Consider the following 14,965-nt stretch of genomic DNA (forward strand, 5'->3'; position numbering starts at 1 on the left):
TATGTTGCAACGAATCATCGCTCATCTGGACGGCCATCCGCCGGATTCCATTCCCCCATTGATGGCCTGGGATCCGCCGTTTTGTGGTGACATGCCGCTTGAAATAGACCATGACGGTCAGTGGTGGCACGAAGGCGCGCTCATTACCCGTGAGCGCCTGCGGCGGCTTCTGGCAACGCTAATGCGTCGTGAAGACGATGGGCACTACTATCTGGTCACGCCCGCCGAAAAGCTGCGCATCAAGGTCGAGGACACCCCGTTCGTGATCATCGACGTTGAGCCGATCGAGGCGGGCTGGGTGCTGATCAGTGATGTTGGCGATCGCATCCCGCTTGACGGTGAACATCCCCTGCGCCTCGATGGCGACGACACGCCGCCAAGAGTGGACGTGCGTTTCGGGCTGACCGCGCGGCTTCATCGCAATGTGTTCTACCGCTGGGTCGAGAGCGGTGACACGCGTGAAAGCGACGGCGTGCTGGAGGTCGGTGTCGAAAGTCAGGGGCACTGGCACGTACTGGGGCGGATGACGTCGGCCTCATGAGTTCGGAGCACGCGCCCGCACGGGCGCTTACACGTGAGCAGCAGTGCGTCATAGCGCATGGAACCGGCCACGCGCGGGTCACGGCGGTGGCCGGCGCCGGCAAGACCACCACCATGGTTGCCCGGGTCGAGCACCTACTTGCTGCAGGCGTTGCTGCGCCGCGGGTGATGGTGCTGATGTTCAACCGGCAGGCCAAGGATGATTTTTCCAGAAAGCTGTCACAGACGCTTGCCGGCGTCTATCCGATGCCTCAGGTGCGAACCTTCCATTCCATCGGCCACCGGCTGACTCAAACGCTGACCCGCTGGGGCGCGCTTGCGCCCCGGCAATTGATTCAGGCCGACTGGCAGCGTGAACGGCTATTGAAACAGGCCGTGGGTGCGGTGATCGGGGAGGATCGTGAGCGCCTTGAATGGGCGCTGGAGCCCGAGCGGCTCGAGGAATTCGGTCAATTCTGCGAGCTGGTCAAGGCTGAGCTGGTAACGCCTGAGGCGCTGTTCGAGCGTGATGGCTATGGCCGTGAGGCGCGCTATTACATCGAGGCCTACGCCGAGCTTCAGCAAAGCATGGAGGCTCAAGGGCTCATGACCTACAGCGATCTGCTGTTTCGGCCCTATCAGGCGCTTCTGACTGACCCGGCCCTGCGCCAGCGCGTGCAGGGGTTCGTCGAGCACATCATTGTCGATGAGTATCAGGACATCAACGAAGGCCAGCTTCAGCTTTTGGCCCAGATCGCCGGACCCGATGCGTCGATCATGGCCGTCGGTGACGCCGATCAGTGCATTTATGAATGGCGGGGCGCTCGGCCGGATGCAATGAGCGAGGCCTTCACGCGCACCTTCGGTGACAGCACCCAGTTCGCACTGCCGCATACCTTTCGTCATGGCCATCGCATCGCGCTGATGGCCAACCATCTGATTCGCCACAACCCGCGCACGGACCGCCCCTTATGCGTCGCTGCGCCAGGCACGCCGTCCAGCACCTTCGAGCGGGTCTCGACTCTTGAGCAGGCACTAACCACGCTCAAGGACGACGCATCAGAGCTTTCAAATACCGCTGTCCTGGTGCGGCACTGGTCATTGAGCGTGCCGGTGCAGCTTCAACTGCTGCGGGCCGGCATTCCGTTTCAGGTCGGACGTCAGGAGCGGTTCGTGTTTCGTCTGCCGCTGGTGCAGGCGTTGGCGGGGTATCTGGAGCTTGCGCGCAGCCCTCGGCTGATTCATGAGCCCGAGCATCTTTTGTTGCTGTTTGCTCAACCCACGCCCTTTGTCGCCCGCGAGCGGTTGCAGGTGCTGTGCCGGCAGCTGGCGCTTCAAAACGCCTGGTTCGAACGGGGCGACCCGATGCTCAATGGCCTGTCCCGCGCGCAACAGCGTACGCTCAAGAAGCGCTGGCAGCTGATCGATGATCTGGCGCGAAACGCCGGCCGCTGGACGCCGGCAACCGTGCTGTCTCACGTGATTGATACCCTGAACGCACACGCGGTGTTAAAGCGCGCGGCGGCTCGGCCGGACAAGGGGGAAGAGGATGGCCGTCTGCTTGATGTGCTGCTTGAACAGGCGCGGGTGATGGAAAGCGACCCGGCGGGCTTCATCGATATGCTGAAGGCGCCGATCGAGGATCGAAACGATGGTGTGGTGGTCTCGACGGTGCATGGGGCCAAGGGGCTCGAGTGGGATCATGTGATCCTGTTCGGGCTCAACGAGGAAGACTTTCCGTTCTACCATCGTGACAGTCCGCTGACCCCCTCGAGGCTTCTTGAAGAGCGCCGTCTTTTCTACGTTGGCATTACCCGGGCCCGGTCGCGGTTGACGCTTGTATGTGAGCCGGGGCAAACGCTGAGCCGATTTGTTGACGAGTGCGCGCCTGAATGCGCCAACCGCATCGCAGAAGCCCTTGCCAGTGAGGTTGGTGATACGCCGGTGGCGGTCAGTGAACCGGCCCTCGCGGCCCGTTACGCCGATGCAGTGGGTGCTTCCACCGTAGCGTTTGAGCCGATGACCGGTGGGGGAGGTGATTCATCGTTCGTTGCAGGCGCCCAGGCAACGAACTGGGTCGCCGGACAGGCAATCATTCACGATGTGTTCGGCGCAGGAACGATCGAGGCCATTGAAGGCGAGGGCGCACGGACGATTCTGACCGTGCGGTTCGATAAGGCCGGCACTCGGAAGCTGGTGGCCGATCGGGCGCCGCTGCGGCCTGGCCGCTAGGCAGCGCCCGAGTGCGTCCGGTGGTTACATGTTGGGGTAGTTGGGGCCGCCGCCGCCTTCCGGGGCGACCCAGACGATGTTCTGCTCCGGGTCCTTGATGTCGCAGGTCTTGCAGTGCACGCAGTTCTGGAAGTTGATCTGGAACTGGGGTGCACCGCTCTGGTCCTCGACCACTTCATAGACCCCGGCCGGGCAGTAGCGCTGTGCGGGCTCGGCGTACATGGGCAGATTGACCCGAATCGGAACGCCTGGGTCTTTAAGCCTTAGATGACTCGGCTGGTCTTCATCGTGGTTGGTGTTGGACAGATACACCGACGAGGCCTTGTCGAACGACAGCACGCCATCCGGTTTCGGGTAGTCGATCGGCTCGAAGCGGTCCTTGTTTTCAAGCTTGGCGTAGTCGGCCGTACGGTCATGAAGCGTCGGAAGCTTGCCCTTGATCGCCTGATCCAGCGTGTTCCAGGCGCCACCGAGCAGGGTGCCGAACTTGTGGATCGCCGGGCCGAAGTTTCGCGCCTGATAAAGCTCTTCATACACCCAGCTCTGCTCGAAGCGCTCGGCGTGGCCGCTTAACGTGTTGCCGCCCTCATCGCCCGAGGCCAGGGCCTCGAACACGCTCTCGGCGGCAAGCATCCCGGATTTCATCGCGGTGTGCAGGCCCTTGATCTTGGCAAAGTTCAGGGTGCCGGCGTCACAGCCGATCAGAAGCCCGCCCGGGAACGCCATCTTCGGCAGGCAGTTGTAGCCGCCCTTGGCAATCGCACGGGCGCCGTAGGCCACGCGGGTGCCGCCCTTCAAGTGCTCGCTGATGACGGGGTGATGCTTCATCCGCTGCATTTCATCAAACGGGGACACCCACGGGTTTTCGTAGCTCAGATCGAGGATCAGTCCGACCATGACCTGCTGATTGTCGCCGTGGTAGAGAAAGCCACCGCCATGGGCGTGGCCCTCGGTCGGCCAGCCGGTGGTGTGAACGACACGGCCGGGCTGATGGTGCTCGGCCGGCACGTCCCAAAGCTCCTTGATGCCGATGGCGTAGTGCTGCGGGTCGCTGTCGGCGTCGAGTGCGTAATGCTCGATCAGCGCCTTGCCCAGATGCCCACGCGCACCTTCGGCAAAGAGCGTGTACTTGCCGCGAATGCCCATGCCGGGCATATAGGTGTCCTTGGGCTCGCCATCGTGGCCGACCCCCATGTCACCGGTGAGAATGCCCTGAACCTCGCCATCGTCCCCGAAAAGCACTTCTTGAGCGGCAAAACCCGGGAAAACATCGACGCCGAGCTCTTCGGCCTGTTCGGCCAGCCAGCGGCAGAGATTGCCGGCGCTGATGACGTAGTTGCCGTCGTTCAGCATCGTTTTCGGCGCGGCAAGATGGGGAATGCGGGTGGCATTTTCCTCATCGCGGAGAAGGTAGATGTCGTCGGCGCTGACCGGTGTGGTCAAAGGCGCCTTGCGTGCCTCCCAGTCCGGAAACAGCTCGTCCAGGGCGCGGGGCTCGAACACGGCGCCCGACAGGATATGGGCACCGACTTCCGCCCCTTTTTCCAAAACGCAGACGGAGAGCTCCGTGCCGGCCTCGTTGGCCTGCTGCATCAATCGGCAGCCCGCGGCAAGCCCCGACGGGCCGGCGCCAACGATTACCACGTCGAAATCCATGTACTCGCGTTCATCATCCACTAGACGGTCTCTCCTCTCATTCGGGGCGGTCCGAACATGCTCTTTTATTCATTGGGCCTGATCTCCATATAAGCTGGAGCGGCTTCATCTTTTTTGAGCCGTGTTACACTCTGACTCATTCCATCAAGCGCCGCGTCTTCGCTGAATGCGTGCGCGATGTAAGTTGTCGCTATTGTGGCATTTTTTTATCGAATGCGGGAATCTCGGCCGGCCGTATCGGCACAGGCCAAGCGCGCGTTCGAACGGATCCAGACGGTGCCACCGCCTTGATCTGACATATGTTTTACGGGTTTAGACGCCACGCCGGAACTGCTTTTCTTATAAGGCATTTCGGCCTACTTAAAGAAACGAGGACCTCATGAAAGTACTCGTCGCGGTAAAACGCGTGATTGATTACAACGTCAAGGTTCGGGTCAAGCCCGACAACTCAGACGTTGATCTGACCAATGTAAAAATGGCCATGAATCCCTTTTGCGAGATCGCGGTCGAAGAAGCGGTTCAGCTGAAAGAGCGCGGCATCGCATCCGAGGTCGTGGCCGTCACGGTCGGGCCAAAGGCCGCCCAGGAACAGCTTCGCACCGCGCTGGCGCTCGGGGCGGATCGGGCCATTCATCTTGAAACCGATGAGGTGGTCGAGTCGTTGGGTGTGGCGAAGCTCCTCAAGAAGGTGGTCGAGGATGAGCAGCCGAACCTTGTCCTGATGGGCAAGCAGTCCATCGACACCGACAACAACCAGACCGGCCAGATGCTTTCCGCGCTGATGGGCTGGGCTCAGGCGACATTTGCGTCCAAGGTTGCGATCGAGGGCGATACTGCAACGGTCGAGCGTGAAATCGATGGCGGCCTGCAAACACTGTCGCTGAACCTGCCGGCGGTGATTACCACCGACCTTCGTTTGAACGAGCCGCGCTACGCCAAGCTCCCCGACATCATGAAGGCCAAGAAAAAACCGGTCGACACCCGCGCTGTGGCCGATCTGGGCGTGGACATCGCGCCCCGGGTCGAGCTGGTGCGGGTCGAGTTGCCCACCGAGCGTCAGGAAGGCGTGCGTGTGGGCAGTGTCGATGAACTGGTGGATAAACTGAAAAACGAAGCGAAGGTGATTTGATGGCAACCCTTATTTTCGCAGAGCACCAGGACGGTGCGCTCGACCCGGCCACGGCGCGCGTGGTTGCAGGCGCCAAGGCACTTGGTGAGCCGATCGACGTGGTTCTGATGGGCCATCAGATCGATGGCGCCGCGCGTCAGGCTGCCGAAATCGACGGTGTCTCTCGCGTGCTTGTTGCGGACAACGAGGCCTATCAGCACGTGTTGGCCGAGAACGTTTCCAAGGTTCTGGTCGAGCTCTCTGGTGAGTACACGCACCTGCTCGCAAGCGCCTCTACCACCGGCAAGAACGTCCTGCCGCGGGTGGCCGCGCTCAAGGACGTGTCACCGTTGACCGACGTCATCGCCATTGAATCAAGCGATACCTTCCGTCGCCCGATCTATGCCGGCAGTGCCATTGCCACCGTCAAGAGTCTCGATGCGCTCAAGATCGTGAGCCTTCGGGCCACGGCGTTTGAGCCGGCTGGCCAGCAAAGCGCCGCGTCGATTGAGCCGGTGACCGTGGTCGAAGTCTCGACCACCTCACGCTTTGTCAGCGAAGCGCGTCCGGAAGGCGAGCGGCCAGAGCTTACCAGCGCCGGCGTCGTTGTTTCCGGTGGCCGTGGCATGGGCAATGGTGAAAACTTCAAGCTGCTCGAGGCGGTCGCCGACAAGCTGGGCGCCGCGATCGGCGCTTCTCGCGCCGCCGTCGATGCAGGCTATGTGCCCAACGACATGCAGGTCGGCCAGACCGGCAAGATCGTGGCGCCAGAGCTTTACATCGCCGTTGGTATTTCAGGCTCCATCCAGCACCTGGCCGGCATGAAGGATTCGCGGGTCATCGTCGCCATCAACAACGACGATGAAGCGCCCATCTTCAAGGTTGCCGATTACGGGCTGGTCGGGGATCTGTTCGAGGTGCTGCCGGAGCTTGCCCAAAAGCTCTGAAGTCCCCTCGCGTAAGGCACGATCAAAGGCATGGCTTCGCCATGCCTTTTTGCGTTTATAGACCCCATGAACGGCAGGCGCGGCGAACTGATCCGATGGCAAGTTTAATTGATAATTGTTCTTGTTTGTATTAGCGTACGCCTTGCCGAATTAACCGGGTGCGGTGTATCAAGGCACCCATGATTACCCTTTCATGCGATGAGTCTGGAGATGCGAGTGAAGTGTCGGATACCAACCGGGCGGCTGGCGGCCATGACGGGCGCGCTGGGTGTGGCGCTGTTGTCATTGCCGGCGATCGGAGCCCCGTCTGCGCTCAGAGACGCCACCACCGAACATCAGGCGACACAGCAGGCCATTCAGTCGGCGATTAACGATGCCGACGATGAAACCAAGGAACTCTTGATCAAGCTGCGTGACACCGAGCAATCCGCCAAGCGTCTGTCGACGTATAACGAGTCGCTCGAGCGCCAGGTCAACGATCAATCCCAGCGCATCAAGTCGCAAACGCGAGCACTTGAACAGGCTGGCAGCCTGAAGCAGGCGCTTCCGAGCGAACTGGAGGCGATGGTGTCGCGGCTCAGGGCGCTGGTCGAGGCCGATCTTCCCTTTCGTCGCGACGACCGGCTGGCCCGAATCGACAGCCTTGAAACCATGCTTGGTCAATCCGACATGAGCGCAAGCGACAAGCTCAAGCGCATTCTTAGCGTATGGCGCGCCGAGATTGGCTATGGCGACGGGCTTGATACCTGGCGGGGGGCGTTGTCTCTCGATGAAAAGGCCGATAGTGAGGCCCCGGCACAGGTTCAGTTCGTACGCATCGGCCGGGTGGGGTACTACTACCTGAGTCTTGACGGCAAGCGCGGCGCCGTCTGGCGTGAAGGCGCCTGGCAGCCGCTCGAGCATGATCAGGTCGTGACCCTGCGTCACGCGGTCAAGATGGCGCATGATCAGCAGGCCCCCGAGCTTCTGACATTGCCGCTGTCGCTGGATGCCACTCAACGCGGCGCGTCCGCCGCCACCGACAACGACAACGACAATGCTCAGGGAGGTGCCCAATGATGCGTACTGCAAAAGCGCTGCTTCTGGGCACGCTTACCGTGCTTGGGGCGTCGCATGCGCTTGCGGCGCCGACCTCGCTTGATGAGGCGGTCAAGCAGTATACCGCCGAGGCGCAGAAGGCCGAGGCGCGTGATCAGGCACGCTTGACCGAGCTTGCCAATGACAAGAGCGCGCTTCAGGCCGAACTTGACAAGGCCACTGACCGGCTCACTCAGGCCAAGGCCAAACAGTCGAGGCTCGAGGCCCGATTCGATGAGCAACAACAAGTGCTTGATGATCTAGGCACCCAGCGAGGCCAGCAGGGCGGTGACGTCACCGCGATTACCTCGACGCTCAATGCGCAGCTTGGCAAGCTCGACCAGTCACTCGATGCGAGCTGGGCGCACGCGTTCAAGGGCGTCACGGTACCTGGCCCGCTGGACGACGATGCGCTGCCGGGCGCGGATACGCTCTCAAACCTGAACGATCAGCTGGCAAGCCTCCTGGTGGCCACCGGGCAGGTAAGCGTTGATTCAGAGCCGGTGGCCGGGCAGGACGGCACGGTCGCACCGGCGTCTGTTGCGCGCATCGGTAACGTCATGGCCTTTACCGATCAGGGCCTCTTGCGGCTTCCTAAGGCCGGCCAGCCGCTGACGCTTGCACCCGCAACGCCTGGTGACGTCAAGAACGCGATGGCGCGTTTCATTGACTCAGGCGGCATCGTGCCGCTGGACGTCTCCGATGGCGAGATCGTCAAGGCGCTGGCGGATCAGCCAAGTCTTACCGACCGCCTCGCTCAGGGCGGGGTGGTTGGTTACATCACGCTCGGGCTCGGCGTGTTGGGGCTTCTGGTCGCGATCGCGCAGTGGGCGTATCTGCAGCGCATCTATCAAAAGGTGCGTGCTCAGGTGAAATCATTGAACACGCCCAGCACTGACAATCCGCTTGGCCGCGTGCTGGCCCGGTTCAAGAACGTTCATCCCGGCAGCGAGCCCGAAGCGCTCGAGGCGCGACTCGATGAGCTGCTCCTGGCCGAGCAGCCGGTGATCGAGCGCGGCCAGTCATTGGTCAAGCTGATTGCGGCCATTGCGCCCTTGATGGGGCTACTGGGGACCGTGACCGGCATGATCGGCACGTTCCAGTCAATCACGGTATTTGGCAGCAGTGACCCCAAACTGATGGCGGGTGGCATCTCGCAGGCGCTGATCACGACCGTGATCGGTCTGATCGTTGCGATTCCTTTGCTGTTCGCGCATACGGCCTTGAGCTCACGCAGCCGCAAACTGTTGAACGTGCTCGAAGGGCAGGCCAGTGCCCATCTGGCCGAGCGGCTCGAAGGCGGCGAGGGCAAGGGTCATGTACCAACTGCTTGATCCCATCGAGCGCCTGAGCGATGCCGGCGGGCCGGTGCTGGTCGCGATCCTGTTCGTGGCCATGGTGCTCTTTGGCCTTGCAGTCGAGCGCCTGCTTTACTGGCGCCTCGGGTACCGACGCGACCGGCGCCAGCTGCTGGATCGCTGGCAGCGCCGGCGCGACCACTCAAGCTGGAGCGCGCGCACCCTTCGCGCCTACTGGAGCGATGAGCTTCTGCGCAGACTCCGGGGCACATTGCCGTGGGTGAAGGTGCTGGTGGCGCTTTGCCCGCTTTTGGGGCTTTTGGGGACGGTGACCGGCATGATTCAGGTGTTTGACACGCTTGCGTTTGCCGGCACCGGTCAGTCCCGCGCCATGTCCGATGGTGTCGCGCGCGCAACGCTTCCGACGCTTGCCGGTATGGCCGTGGCGGTGGTGGGGCTGTTGTTTGCCAGTCATTTCGAACACATCGTCCGGCGTGAGGATCAGCGGCTGCATGACCGCATGGCTCGCGCCCTGGAGGAGCAGGGTAATGCGTAGACGTCGTCGTCAACTTCAAGAAGACGCCACGGCCGGGGTCGACCTGACCCCGATGCTGGATGTGGTCTTCATCATGCTGATCTTTTTTATCGTGACGACCAGTTTCGTGCGCGAAAGCGGTGTCGAGATCGACCGGCCCGAAGCCAAGGGGGCCGTGTCTCAGCAAAGCGCGCAGGTGCTGGTCGCGATTACTGCCAATGGCACGCTCTGGCTCAACGGCGAAACGGTCAGCCCCGATCAGGTCGGTCAGAAAGTGGCCGATGCCGTGCGCCAGGGCAGCGGCAACGTGGTGGTGCAGGCCGATCGCCGCTCGCAGACCGGGCTTCTGGTCGAAACGATGGACGCGATCCGCCAGGCGGGGGTCGATAACGTGGCCGTGGCGGCTACCCGGAGCGGCCCATGAGCTATCTGCGTCGCCTGGGGGGGCTGACGTTCGGTGCGGTGCTGGCGCTGGCGCTTTTTTACATGCTGGCGCTTATGGTTGCGCCGCCGGAGCGCATTGAGGAGCCGCCGAAGAAGCTTTCGATCTCGATGACCGAAGCGGTTCAGGCGCAGAAGGCAAAAGGTGAGACCGCCAAGCCCGAGGCGGCGCGTCCCAGCACGCCGCCGGCCGCGCCGCCTCGGCCAGAGGCGCAGCCGGCGCCGTCGGCTTCGGCCCAGAGTCCGGTAACGCTTCCGCCGACCAAGACACCGCCGGTGTCGCCCAAGGTCACGCCAACCAAGACCTCAACGCCTCAGCTGGAGGTTGCCAAGGCGGCGCCCAAACCGACGCCTCAGCCGGCAAAACCGTCCAAGAGTGCGCCGACCGAGACCCAGACCGCCTCGAGCGCCAGCGGCGGCTCGATGAAGGAAACCACCGCCGAGCGCTCCGGGTCGCCCAACCCGACGCGCAAGGTGCTGCCTGAATACCCGCGCAGGGCTCGGCTTCGGGGAACCGAGGGGTTTGTTGAGCTTCAATACGTCATTCAGCGAAACGGGCGGGTCGATAAGGCCTCGATCCGCGTTATTGAGTCGCGCCCGGGCTCGACGTTCAATGAGGCGGCCAAGGACGCGGTGGCTCAGTGGCGCTATCCGCCGCAGCCCCAAATGCGCCAGACCCGTCAGCGCATCGAATTCAAGCTGCGAGGCTAGCCATGAACCAACGACGCTCTTTTCGTATCGCGCTTGCCGCGCTGGGTCTTAGTTTAAGCATGGGCGTGCAGGCCGCTGGGCCTGCGCTGTCGCAGTCCACGGTGGACCGGATCGACGCGCTTTCGAGCACGCTTTCCTCGAATCCGGCGGCAGTGGTTCAAAAGGCCGGCGCGTCAATCGAGGCGCTTGGCAAAGGCCGAAGCCAAAGCCAAAGCGATCGCTGGGCCAGGGCGCTTTATGAACACTTGATGGCCAGGGCCTACGCTCATCAGGGCCAGCCGGGTGAGGCCGCACGGTATTTTGCCCGTGCTCATTCAGATGACGTGGTGCCGCTGTCGCTTCGTCGCGAGTGGCTTCGAGAGGAGGCGCGCTATCGGCTTGAGGCCGGCCAGACCCGCCGGGGCCGGGCGCTGTTCGAGCGGTGGGCGGCTCAGGCGCGTCCGGATGCCAACGATTACTGGACGCTGACCGAGCTTGCGGCCGAGGCCCGGGACTGGCCCGGTGCGGCGCGCTATCTCAAGCGCTCGCGTCGGGCCGGCATCGACCTGACGCCACAGCGTCAATCACTTGCCGATGCCATTCACCAGCACAGCGGAGATTACGCCTCGCTGCTGTCGCCGCTTCTTAAGCGACTCGATGCCCACCCCGGCGATCAAGCCCTTCGACTCCGGGCTGTCGCGCTCTATCAACGACTCGGAGAGGCCGGCAAGGCCGCAGCCATATGGGAGGCGGGCTGGCAGCGTGGGGTGCTGTCAGGCGCGAAGGCGCTCGATCGGCTTGTTGCACTCCACCTTGCTGCCGGCACGCCCGCGCGGGCAGCCGAATGGCTTGAAAAAGGGCTGTCTTCCGGCACGCTCGAGGAGACAACCGCACGGCGTCGCACACTGGCTGAGGCTTGGACGGCGGCTCGAGCACGGGGCAAGGCCCTTGCGAGCTGGACTGCGCTTGCCGAGCGCACCGGGGCCCCCGAGGACTGGCGCGACCTGGGCGAACTCGCCTACAGCTGGGGGGGCTGGTCGCAGGTCATTACCGCGATGACCAACGCACGCAAGGCAGGGCTTGAAGACACCGGGCGAAGTTGGCTGTTGCAGGGTGTTGCCGCGTTTTCGCTCGAAAAGGACGCCGAGGCCACTCAGGCGCTCGAGCAGGCGATCGCCACGGCGCAAGGGCAAACCAGGACGCAGGCCCAAGCCTGGTATAAAGCGCTGACGGCCTCGTGAGAGGCCGTTTCAAAACGGGGTGATGGCCGCCTAAAGCGACAGTTCGGTCCAGACCGGGGCGTGGTCGGAGGGCTTTTCCATCGCGCGACAGTCGTAATCGATGCCGGCGCCGGTGATGGCGTTCTTGAGCGGTTCACTGACCATGATCAGATCGATCCGAAGCCCGCGTTTCGGGTCCCGGTCAAAGCCCTTCGAGCGGTAGTCGAACCAGCTGAAGTAGTCTGTCGATGTCGGGTGGCACAGCCGGTAGCTGTCGCTCATGCCGAGCGCCTCGAGGCGCTTCATCCAAGAGCGTTCTTCCGGCTGAAAGCTGGTCTTTCCTTCCTTGAGCCACCGCTTGCGGTTGGCCTCGCCAATGCCGATATCGATGTCCTGCGGTGACACGTTGTAGTCGCCCATGACGACCACGTTGTCGCCGGCGTCATGATGCTGCTCCAGCAGGGCAAACAGCTGGGAATAGTACCGCTGCTTGTGGGGAAACTTGACGGGATGCTCGATGTTTTCGCCTTGTGGAAAGTAGCCGTTCCACACGGTGACCGGCCCCTTGGGGCTGTCGAGCGTGACCCCGATCATGCGCCGCTGCGCGTCGCCGGCGTGCGGGGCAACGTCGGTTTCAAGTGTGTCCGGAAAACCGTAGTGCACCGACAGCGGCGCCGCCCTGGTCATGAGCGCGACGCCGTAGTGGCCCTTCTGACCGAAGAAGTGCACGTGATAGCCCAGCGCCTCGAGATCACTGAGCGGAAACTCGCTGTCTTGAACCTTGGTTTCCTGCAGGCCGATCACATCCGGGGCATGAGTTTCAACGAGCTGTGCCAGCTGATGCGGGCGCGCCCGCACACCGTTGATGTTGAAGGAAATCAGCTTCATGGTCAGTCGTCGCTCTTGGTGGTCTCGTCACCGGCAGACGCGTCAGGCGTGCTTGTTTCGTCCGGGGACGACGCCGAGTGCAGCGGCAGGGTGAACCCCTCGCGGGCCTGACGCTCAAGCTTACTGTCGGACTGGGCCTTGCGCTGGCGCTTCTTCTTTTGGGTGTAACGGCGCGAGGAGGTGACCTCGTCGGGATTGTCGCGACGCCATTTGCGATAATCCTTGCGCTTGCCGGTACGAATGGTGACCTTGTCGGCCAGGGAGCGGGTCTTCTTGTGTCGTGTCATGGAGTGGGTCGACATGTTGGTGAGTAATTGCCGCCCATCTTACCAAGTCTGGCACCGCTTCGTCGCCCTGAAGGACCCATGTGTGCCAAGCGGTGTGTCATTGCACCGGACGCTACCGACAACTCCTGATACAATGCGTGTCTTTGAGTCGTCATCGGTGTTGGCAGGGAGCATTTCAGTTCGCCGCTTCCTTGAGGCACAATGACCGCCCCGGGGTGGATGTGTTCAGCGCCGGATTTTTCTTATCTAACGAAGTGATGATGATCTATGAGCGAGTCGGATAAGACCTCTCAACCGACCAATAACGCGAACCGTCAGCCCAAGCGTCGGCGTCGCAACAATAAATCCCGCCGTGGCAACGGTGCCCGTCAGCAACGCTGGGACCTGTCCCAGTTCCAGGTGCCTGTGGTGCCCGGCAAGTGGCGTTTTCATGACTTCAACCTGCCGTTGCCATTGATGCGCGCCATTCACGCGCAGGGATTCGAGTACTGCACACCAATTCAGTTCGAGTCGCTTCAAAAGACGCTGCTCGGTGGCGACATCGTTGGCAAGGCGCAGACCGGCACCGGCAAGACGGCGGCCTTTCTGATTTCGATTCTGGCCTACTTCCTCGAAGAAGAGCTGCCGGACGGTCAGAAAGAGGGCGCACCGCGTGCCTTGATCGTTGCGCCGACGCGCGAACTCGCGCTTCAGATCGAGAAGGACGCCAAGGCGCTGATGCGCTTCACGCGCTTGAAAGTCGCAAGTGCTGTTGGTGGCATGGACTATCAGAAGCAGAAGAACGCGCTGTCTCGACAGCTCGACGTGCTGGTCGCAACGCCTGGGCGACTGCTTGATTTCCATCAAAAGCGTGACCTCGATCTGTCCCAGGTCGAAGTGCTGGTGCTCGACGAAGCCGACCGCATGCTGTCGATGGGTTTCATTCCAGACGTCAAGCGCATTATCCGCCTGACGCCGAAAAAGGAAGAGCGTCAGACCTTCCTTTACTCGGCCACGTTCACGCAGGACATAATGAACCTGGCGGCGCAGTGGACCCATGAGGCCGAGTTCGTCGAAATCGAAACCGACCCTCAGACGGCCAACAATATCGAGCAGCGGGTCTATCTGGTCAGCGACACGGAAAAACTCAACGTGTTGACCAACCTGATTCGTGAAGAACAGGTGACCAAAGCCATCGTATTCGCGAACCGCCGCGATCTGGTGCGAACGCTCAATGACCAGCTCGGCAAGGCCGGCGTCAAGGTCGCGATGCTTTCCGGTGAAGTGCCGCAGCCCAAGCGCATTAAGACGCTCGAGCAGCTTCGAAACGGTGAGATCGACATTCTGGTCGCAACCGACGTTGCCGGCCGTGGCATTCACATCGACGATGTCAGCCACGTCATCAACTATACGCTCCCTGAAGACCCGGAAGACTACGTCCACCGCATCGGCCGGACCGGCCGCGCGGGCGCCTCGGGCGTGTCCGTAAGCTTTGTCGGTGAAGAGGACGGGTTCGCGCTTCCCGACATCGAGGCCTACATCAAGGATACGCTTCCCTGTGTTCAGCCACCGGAGCACCTGTGCACGCCGGCGGTAACGGCTGCGCAGCACGACGCGCGAGTTCGTAAGAATGAGGCCGTTGACGCCTCGAGCGAACATAGCTCCGAGGATAAGGCGGTATCCAGCCCTGACGCGGCAAGCGCTCAGGCCGATGCTGAGCCCGCGGGCGCGCCCAACGCTTTTGAGCGTGATCAAAACGCGCCTTCGGAGCGCGCGCCCATGGAAGGCAATGCCAAACCGACCGACGACGCTGATTCGGCGTCAGCCCCGGCCAGCGCGTCAGAGCCTGCCTCTGATGAGGCACTGGTCGCTGACAAGACAGCGGATGCTGACAGGGATGCACCGGGCACGCGCGATACGCGCAAGCCGCGGTCGAAAAGCGGTCGAGGCAAGCGCGCACAAAACGTGGAGCAGGACGCGACGCCAGAGCCCGCGACTGATGCGGCCGAAAGTGCCCAGGCGCCAATGGCCACGGACGTATCGCTTGGCAGTGAGCCTAAAGCGAGCGCGGATACACTGGCTGCGCCG

Annotated in this window: 13 protein-coding genes and 1 pseudogene; 11 read left to right on the forward strand and 3 right to left on the reverse strand. The window is 62.3% G+C overall.

The window, feature by feature from the left end; genetic code table 11:
* Position 1 precedes the first annotated feature (1 nt).
* Both NAT49_RS01200 and NAT49_RS01205 read left to right on the forward strand, forming a co-directional pair.
* Positions 2 to 541, forward strand: coding sequence for a DUF1285 domain-containing protein (locus NAT49_RS01200; protein WP_251589708.1), 540 nt, complete (start codon positions 2 to 4; stop codon positions 539 to 541).
* On the forward strand, positions 538 to 2,751 hold the full coding sequence (locus NAT49_RS01205) for an ATP-dependent helicase (RefSeq protein ID WP_251589709.1): 2,214 nt from the start codon (positions 538 to 540) through the stop codon (positions 2,749 to 2,751). The genes NAT49_RS01200 and NAT49_RS01205 overlap by 4 nt, the downstream gene beginning before the upstream one ends.
* Before the next feature lie 24 nt (positions 2,752 to 2,775).
* Here the strand turns inward: NAT49_RS01205 and NAT49_RS01210 are convergent, their stop codons facing one another.
* Positions 2,776 to 4,428, reverse strand: coding sequence for an electron transfer flavoprotein-ubiquinone oxidoreductase (locus NAT49_RS01210; protein ID WP_309619137.1), 1,653 nt, complete (start codon positions 4,426 to 4,428; stop codon positions 2,776 to 2,778).
* Positions 4,429 to 4,786: 358 nt separating this feature from the next.
* On the opposite strand from NAT49_RS01210, the gene NAT49_RS01215 reads away from it, so the two are divergent.
* From NAT49_RS01215 to NAT49_RS01250, 8 genes are all read left to right on the forward strand, one after another.
* On the forward strand, positions 4,787 to 5,536 hold the full coding sequence (locus tag NAT49_RS01215; RefSeq protein WP_251589710.1) for an electron transfer flavoprotein subunit beta/FixA family protein: 750 nt from the start codon (positions 4,787 to 4,789) through the stop codon (positions 5,534 to 5,536).
* Positions 5,536 to 6,462 carry an electron transfer flavoprotein subunit alpha/FixB family protein gene (locus tag NAT49_RS01220; RefSeq protein WP_251589711.1) on the forward strand — a complete coding sequence of 309 codons (927 nt, stop codon included), beginning with the start codon at positions 5,536 to 5,538 and terminating at the stop codon, positions 6,460 to 6,462. The genes NAT49_RS01215 and NAT49_RS01220 overlap by 1 nt, the downstream gene beginning before the upstream one ends.
* Positions 6,463 to 6,678: 216 nt before the next feature.
* Complete coding sequence (locus NAT49_RS01225) at positions 6,679 to 7,521, forward strand: DUF3450 domain-containing protein (RefSeq protein ID WP_251589712.1); 843 nt, start codon at positions 6,679 to 6,681, stop codon at positions 7,519 to 7,521.
* Entirely contained in the window at positions 7,518 to 8,873 is a 1,356-nt protein-coding gene (locus tag NAT49_RS01230) for a MotA/TolQ/ExbB proton channel family protein (protein ID WP_251589713.1), read from the forward strand. The genes NAT49_RS01225 and NAT49_RS01230 overlap by 4 nt, the downstream gene beginning before the upstream one ends.
* Positions 8,857 to 9,393, forward strand: coding sequence for a MotA/TolQ/ExbB proton channel family protein (locus NAT49_RS01235; protein ID WP_251589715.1), 537 nt, complete (start codon positions 8,857 to 8,859; stop codon positions 9,391 to 9,393). Before NAT49_RS01230 ends, NAT49_RS01235 begins: the two co-directional genes overlap by 17 nt.
* Complete coding sequence (locus tag NAT49_RS01240; protein ID WP_251589717.1) at positions 9,386 to 9,796, forward strand: ExbD/TolR family protein; 411 nt, start codon at positions 9,386 to 9,388, stop codon at positions 9,794 to 9,796. Before NAT49_RS01235 ends, NAT49_RS01240 begins: the two co-directional genes overlap by 8 nt.
* Entirely contained in the window at positions 9,793 to 10,524 is a 732-nt protein-coding gene (locus NAT49_RS01245; protein ID WP_251589719.1) for an energy transducer TonB, read from the forward strand. The genes NAT49_RS01240 and NAT49_RS01245 overlap by 4 nt, the downstream gene beginning before the upstream one ends.
* 2 nt (positions 10,525 to 10,526) lie before the next feature.
* Entirely contained in the window at positions 10,527 to 11,744 is a 1,218-nt protein-coding gene (locus NAT49_RS01250; RefSeq protein ID WP_251589720.1) for a tetratricopeptide repeat protein, read from the forward strand.
* A 30-nt stretch (positions 11,745 to 11,774) separates the two neighbouring features.
* Here the strand turns inward: NAT49_RS01250 and xthA are convergent, their stop codons facing one another.
* Positions 11,775 to 12,611 carry an exodeoxyribonuclease III gene (xthA, locus tag NAT49_RS01255; protein WP_251589721.1) on the reverse strand — a complete coding sequence of 279 codons (837 nt, stop codon included), beginning with the start codon at positions 12,609 to 12,611 and terminating at the stop codon, positions 11,775 to 11,777.
* Positions 12,612 to 12,613: 2 nt separating this feature from the next.
* Complete coding sequence (locus NAT49_RS01260; RefSeq protein ID WP_251589722.1) at positions 12,614 to 12,898, reverse strand: hypothetical protein; 285 nt, start codon at positions 12,896 to 12,898, stop codon at positions 12,614 to 12,616.
* Between the two features lie 267 nt (positions 12,899 to 13,165).
* Here NAT49_RS01260 and NAT49_RS01265 point away from each other — a divergent pair.
* A pseudogene (locus NAT49_RS01265) lies at positions 13,166 to 14,452 on the forward strand (DEAD/DEAH box helicase); the annotation flags it as partial.
* Positions 14,453 to 14,965: the final 513 nt, after the last annotated feature.

It is taken from the genome of Larsenimonas suaedae (genome assembly GCF_023712105.1).
In the GTDB taxonomy this organism is placed as follows: Bacteria; Pseudomonadota; Gammaproteobacteria; order Pseudomonadales; family Halomonadaceae; genus Larsenimonas; species Larsenimonas suaedae.